Source organism: Oleiphilus sp. HI0061, assembly GCF_001635675.1.
This window is the reverse complement of record NZ_LWFE01001396.1, coordinates 1-4,918: the sequence shown is the minus strand read 5'-3', so window position 1 is coordinate 4,918 and position 4,918 is coordinate 1. Positions and strand designations below refer to the sequence as shown.

Sequence of the window (4,918 nt, the reverse complement as noted above, 5' to 3'; positions counted from 1 at the left end):
GTCTGGCAGAAATAGGAATTTCTTCACCAGTTTTAGGGTTACGTCCAGGCCTTTGTTTCTTATCGCGTAGGTCAAAATTACCGAAGCCAGATAGCTTCACCTGTTCATTGTGACCTAGGGCTCCAACAATTTCATCAAAGAACGCTTCCACCATTTCTTTGGCTTCGCGCTTATTTAGTCCAACTTCGTCGTATAGGCTTTCGGCCATATCAGCTTTTGTTAAAGCCGCCATGCGCTAGCTCCTTAATTTAGCTCCAAACTTAGCACTGAGTGCTGACACAATACGCTCAAAGGACTCGTTGATTTCTTCATCATTAAGAGTGCGATCACTTCGCTGCCATACCAGACCGAGGCCTAGACTCTTTCCGTTTTCAGCAAGATTATCACCTGAATAAACATCAAACACATTGAGATTAACCAGGTCTTCACCGGCATTATCTCTAACAATCTGCTCAACGTCTCGGAACGGTATCTCGTGATCGATCAATATTGCCAAATCCCGTCTAACTTCTGGGTATTTTGACACGCCATCAAAACTCGGCACTTGTCCTTGAACGGTTTCAATTAAGCATAGTTCAAACAAATAAACTGAGCCATTTAAATCCAAGGATTTTTGTAATTTAGGGTGAATAGCCCCTAAATAGCCGATTTTTTTACCATTTTTTACAATCTGTGCAGTCTGCCCAGGGTGTAAAGCAGCATGTTCACCCTTCTCGAAAGCGACTGTCGGGTCAATTGAGAACAATAAATTCTCAAGATCGGCCTTCACATCAAAGAAGTCGATTGCTCTGCTTTCATTACACCAGTTTTCGTTTTGAACAGTGCCTGAGACAACGCCCGAGATCATTCTAGTTTGAACAATCTCTTCGCCTTCTTGAACAAACTTTAGACCTGTCTCAAAAAACTTAACTCGGGGCTGCTGGCGCTTCTGGTTGTAGCTTAGTGCTTTTAGCAAGCCAGGCCATAAAGACGTTCTCATCACAGCCAAATCAGCTGAGATTGGGTTTGCCAAAGCGATACCCTGCTCTTCAGGCGTCACGAGCTTTTGTGTTTCTTCGTCAACAAAGCTGTAAGTGATTGCCTCCTGATAACCTAAACTCACCAAACGATCAGCCAGGTAGTCCTGCGGGAAGATATCTTCGTCGACGGCCCGCAGCTTCATTGAGCCTAATGCAGTCGTTTTAGGTAGTTTGTTATAGCCGTAGACCCGACCAATTTCTTCAATCAGGTCTGGTTCAATGGCAATATCGAAACGATAGCTTGGCACAGCAAAGGTCCACTGCCCCTCTGCTCGATCAACAACTTCAAGCCCAAGGCGCGTTAGAATCTCTTCTATTTCAGCTGTCTCTACCTTCAAGCCTAAGAGCGACTCAACTTTAGTTTCACGCAAGGTCACAGTCGAAGACTTAGGAAGCGTCTCTGCATCACTTTCTTCAACGATTGGGCCAGCTTTGCCGCCGACAATATCGATTAATAAGCGCGTTGCACGTTCCATTGCCTCGTGCTGCAGCGCATAATCAACACCTCGTTCAAAACGGTGTGAAGAGTCTGTATGCAAGCCATAAGAGCGTGCTTTACCCGCAATCGCCAAGGGTGCAAAGAAGGCACATTCCAAAAAGATGTTCTGAGTTGTAGCGCTAACACCTGAGGCTTCGCCACCCATGATACCTGCGATTGCAAGTGGAGTGTTTTCATCTGCAATAACCAAGGTGTCATCACGAAGTTCAACTTCCTGACCATCCAACAAGGTTAGTTTTTCAGCATTTTCAGCTTGACGTACATTGATTGAGCCATTCAGCTTATCTAAATCAAATGCATGCATTGGCTGACCGAGCTCAAGCAAAATATAGTTGGTTACGTCAACGGCAGGATCAATACTACGTAAACCGCAGCGACGTAACTTTTCTTGCAGCCATAATGGTGAAGGCTTAGTTAGGTCGACACCTTCAATGACGCGTCCCAAGTATTTAGGGCAGCCCTCTGTGTCTTGTAAGTTTACCTTGAAGGTAAGTTCACTCTCTGAAACCACTGACTCAATCTGTGGCTTAGTGACATTCTCTTTATTCAAGACACCGACTTCGCGAGCAAGACCCGCAATAGACAAACAGTCACTTCTGTTTGGCGTTAAATCAACATCGATACAGTTATCATCTAAACCTAGGTATTCGCGAATACAAGCACCTACGGGTGCATCAACAGGCAATTCCATCAAACCATCTGAAGATTCAGCCAAACCAAGCTCTGACTCGGCACTCAACATACCGAATGACTCAACGCCACGCAGCTTAGCTTTCTTAATCTTAAAGTTACCTGGCAACACAGCACCAATTTTCGCGAAGGGTACTTTTAAACCTTCTCTCACGTTCGCAGCACCACACACTACCTGGACGGTCTCTTTTCCGTCACTCACCTGACAAACGCTTAACTTGTCAGCATCAGGGTGCTGTTCTTTGCTGAGCACTTCGCCTACAACGACGCCGGTAAATTCACCCGCTACCGGGTCCATGCCATCTACTTCTAAGCCAGCCATGGTGATTTGATGGAGTAGATCATCTGTACCAATAGAAGGGTTTACCCACTCTCTGAGCCACTGTTCACTAAATTTCATTGCTCTACTATCCTGACTAACTTAGTTAAATTGCTTGAGGAAACGAAGGTCGTTTTCAAAGAACATTCTTAGGTCGTTTACGCCATAGCGCAACATAGCCAAGCGTTCTACACCTAAACCAAAGGCAAAGCCTGAGTATTTTTCGGAATCAATACCACTGGACTCAAATACTTTCGGGTGGACCATGCCACAGCCCATCACTTCTAGCCACTTGGTATTGCCGTCAGCGTCTTTACCCCACTCGATATCCACTTCTGCTGAAGGTTCGGTAAATGGGAAGTAAGAAGGACGGAAACGAACAGCCAGGTCTCGCTCAAAAAACACCTGAAGGAAATCTTCAATGGTACTCTTTAGGTCAGCAAAACTAACATTCTCTTCCACCAGCAGGCCTTCAACCTGATGGAACATCGGCGTATGCGTTTGGTCGGAGTCGCAACGGTATACACGGCCCGGACAGATCATACGAAATGGTGGCTCTCCCTTCTCCATCGTGCGTACTTGCACAGGTGAAGTGTGAGTTCTTAATAAGGTATTTGCATCAAAGTAAAAGGTGTCGTGCATAGCACGTGCCGGGTGATGCCCCGGGATATTCAAAGCTTCGAAGTTATGGTAATCATCTTCGATTTCCGGGCCTACTTCTACTGAGTAACCGGCTCTGGCAAAAAACTGCTCAATTCGGCGCATTGTTTTGGTTACCGGGTGCAAACCACCGGTATCGCTTGCGCGGCCTGGCAAGGTGACATCCACAGCTTCTGAACGGAGCTTGTTCTCAAGCTCAGCTGTTTCAAGGGACTCTTTCTTGGCTAACAGTTTTTCCAAGACACCTTCTTTGGCTTCGTTTATCTTTGCTCCGGCCGCTGGTCTTTCAGACGCATCTAACTTACCCAATGTTTTGAGTAGCTGGGTGATTTCACCCTTCTTGCCTAGGTAATCAACTCTGACCTGGTCCAATTCTTGAATTTTTTCCGCTGCATCTACAGCGCTAATGGCGCGTTGAACAAGTTGTTCAAGGTTTTCCATTACTGCTCTCCGAAAAAACAGTACTCAAAATAAAAATAGGGGGTGAGTTGTCTCGCCCCCTATCCAGCTATTACTTATGTTTCAACGAGTGTTGAACTAAGTCTTAGTTTGCTAGTGCAGCTTTAGCCTTTTCAACAACAACAGTAAATACTGCTGCGTCGTTCATTGCTAAGTCAGCTAATACTTTACGGTCGATCTCAACGTTAGCTTTTTTCAAGCCAGCGATTAATCGGCTGTATGACAAACCGTTTAAACGTGCACCAGCATTGATACGCGCGATCCATAGACGACGGAACTGACGCTTACGCTGACGACGGTCACGGTATGCATATTGACCTGCTTTAATTACGGCTTGCTTAGCTACGCGATAGATACGGCTACGAGCTCCGTAATAACCTTTAGCTTGCTTTAATACTTTCTTGTGGCGACGGTTCGCCTGGACACCACGTTTTACGCGAGGCATATTTGACTCCTTACTAAACTATATTTTAATGGCTAAAAATTAAATACGAAGCATACGCTTGATTGAAGACTGATCAGAGTCTGCAACCTGCTTGCATCCACGTAGCTGACGCTTACGCTTTGGTGATTTTTTAGTCAAAATATGGCTAGTAAAGGATTGCTTGTGCTTGAATCCGTTAGCTGTTTTCTTAAAGCGTTTTGTAGCACCGCTTTTTGCTTTCATTTTAGGCATAATATCTCACTCCGCATTGGAAAAATTAACAAAAATAGCAACCGCGCTATTTTCTCTTTTTCGGGGCCAACACCATCATCATTTGCCGACCTTCCATTTTAGGTCGCTGCTCAACAGTTCCGTACTCTTCCAAGTCTGTTTCGACTCGTTCAAGTAGCTTCATGCCGATTTCCTGATGTGCCATTTCACGACCGCGGTAACGAATCGTCACCTTGGCCTTGTCCCCACCTTCAAGGAAACGTATCAGGTTGCGTAGTTTTACCTGATAATCCCCCTCTTCCGTCCCTGGTCGTAACTTAATTTCTTTAACTTGAGTCTGCTTCTGCTTTTTCTTCTGGGCAGCTTTCTGCTTCTTCTCTTCAAATACTTTTTTACCGTAATCCATGATTTTACACACAATCGGATCACTGTTGGCAATTTGAACCAAATCTAAACTTACTTGTGTGGCACGAGCCAGCGCGTCTTCTATCGGAACAATACCTAACTGCTCACCATCTTCTGCTATAAGACGAACTTCCGTTGCTTCGATATTCTCGTTGATCAACGCTTTTTTTGACTTGCCACTTTGGTTATTACGCTTAATGTCTATTTCTCCA

Annotated in this window: 6 protein-coding genes; all 6 read right to left on the bottom strand. The window is 45.1% G+C overall.

The genetic code is table 11. The features are described 5' to 3' along the window. A partial coding sequence (gene ihfA, locus A3735_RS22010; protein ID WP_068638647.1) for an integration host factor subunit alpha occupies positions 1-232 on the bottom strand: 232 nt, incomplete at its 3' end. A gap of 3 nt (positions 233-235) precedes the next feature. Next, complete coding sequence (gene pheT, locus A3735_RS22005; RefSeq protein WP_068507653.1) at positions 236-2,608, bottom strand: phenylalanine--tRNA ligase subunit beta; 2,373 nt, start codon at positions 2,606-2,608, stop codon at positions 236-238. 21 nt (positions 2,609-2,629) lie between these two features. Beyond that, positions 2,630-3,628, bottom strand: a complete 999-nt coding sequence (gene pheS / locus A3735_RS22000; protein WP_068507656.1) for a phenylalanine--tRNA ligase subunit alpha — start codon at positions 3,626-3,628, stop codon at positions 2,630-2,632. 103 nt (positions 3,629-3,731) lie between these two features. Then, on the bottom strand, positions 3,732-4,091 hold the full coding sequence (gene rplT / locus A3735_RS21995) for a 50S ribosomal protein L20 (RefSeq protein WP_068507658.1): 360 nt from the start codon (positions 4,089-4,091) through the stop codon (positions 3,732-3,734). Between the two features lie 39 nt (positions 4,092-4,130). Then, positions 4,131-4,322, bottom strand: coding sequence for a 50S ribosomal protein L35 (rpmI, locus tag A3735_RS21990; RefSeq protein ID WP_068507660.1), 192 nt, complete (start codon positions 4,320-4,322; stop codon positions 4,131-4,133). Between the two features lie 46 nt (positions 4,323-4,368). Further along, the gene (gene infC, locus A3735_RS21985) at positions 4,369-4,911 is read right to left on the bottom strand and encodes a translation initiation factor IF-3 (protein WP_082865191.1); all 543 of its coding nucleotides are present in this window, start codon (positions 4,909-4,911) and stop codon (positions 4,369-4,371) included. Between the last annotated feature and the right edge of the window lie 7 nt (positions 4,912-4,918).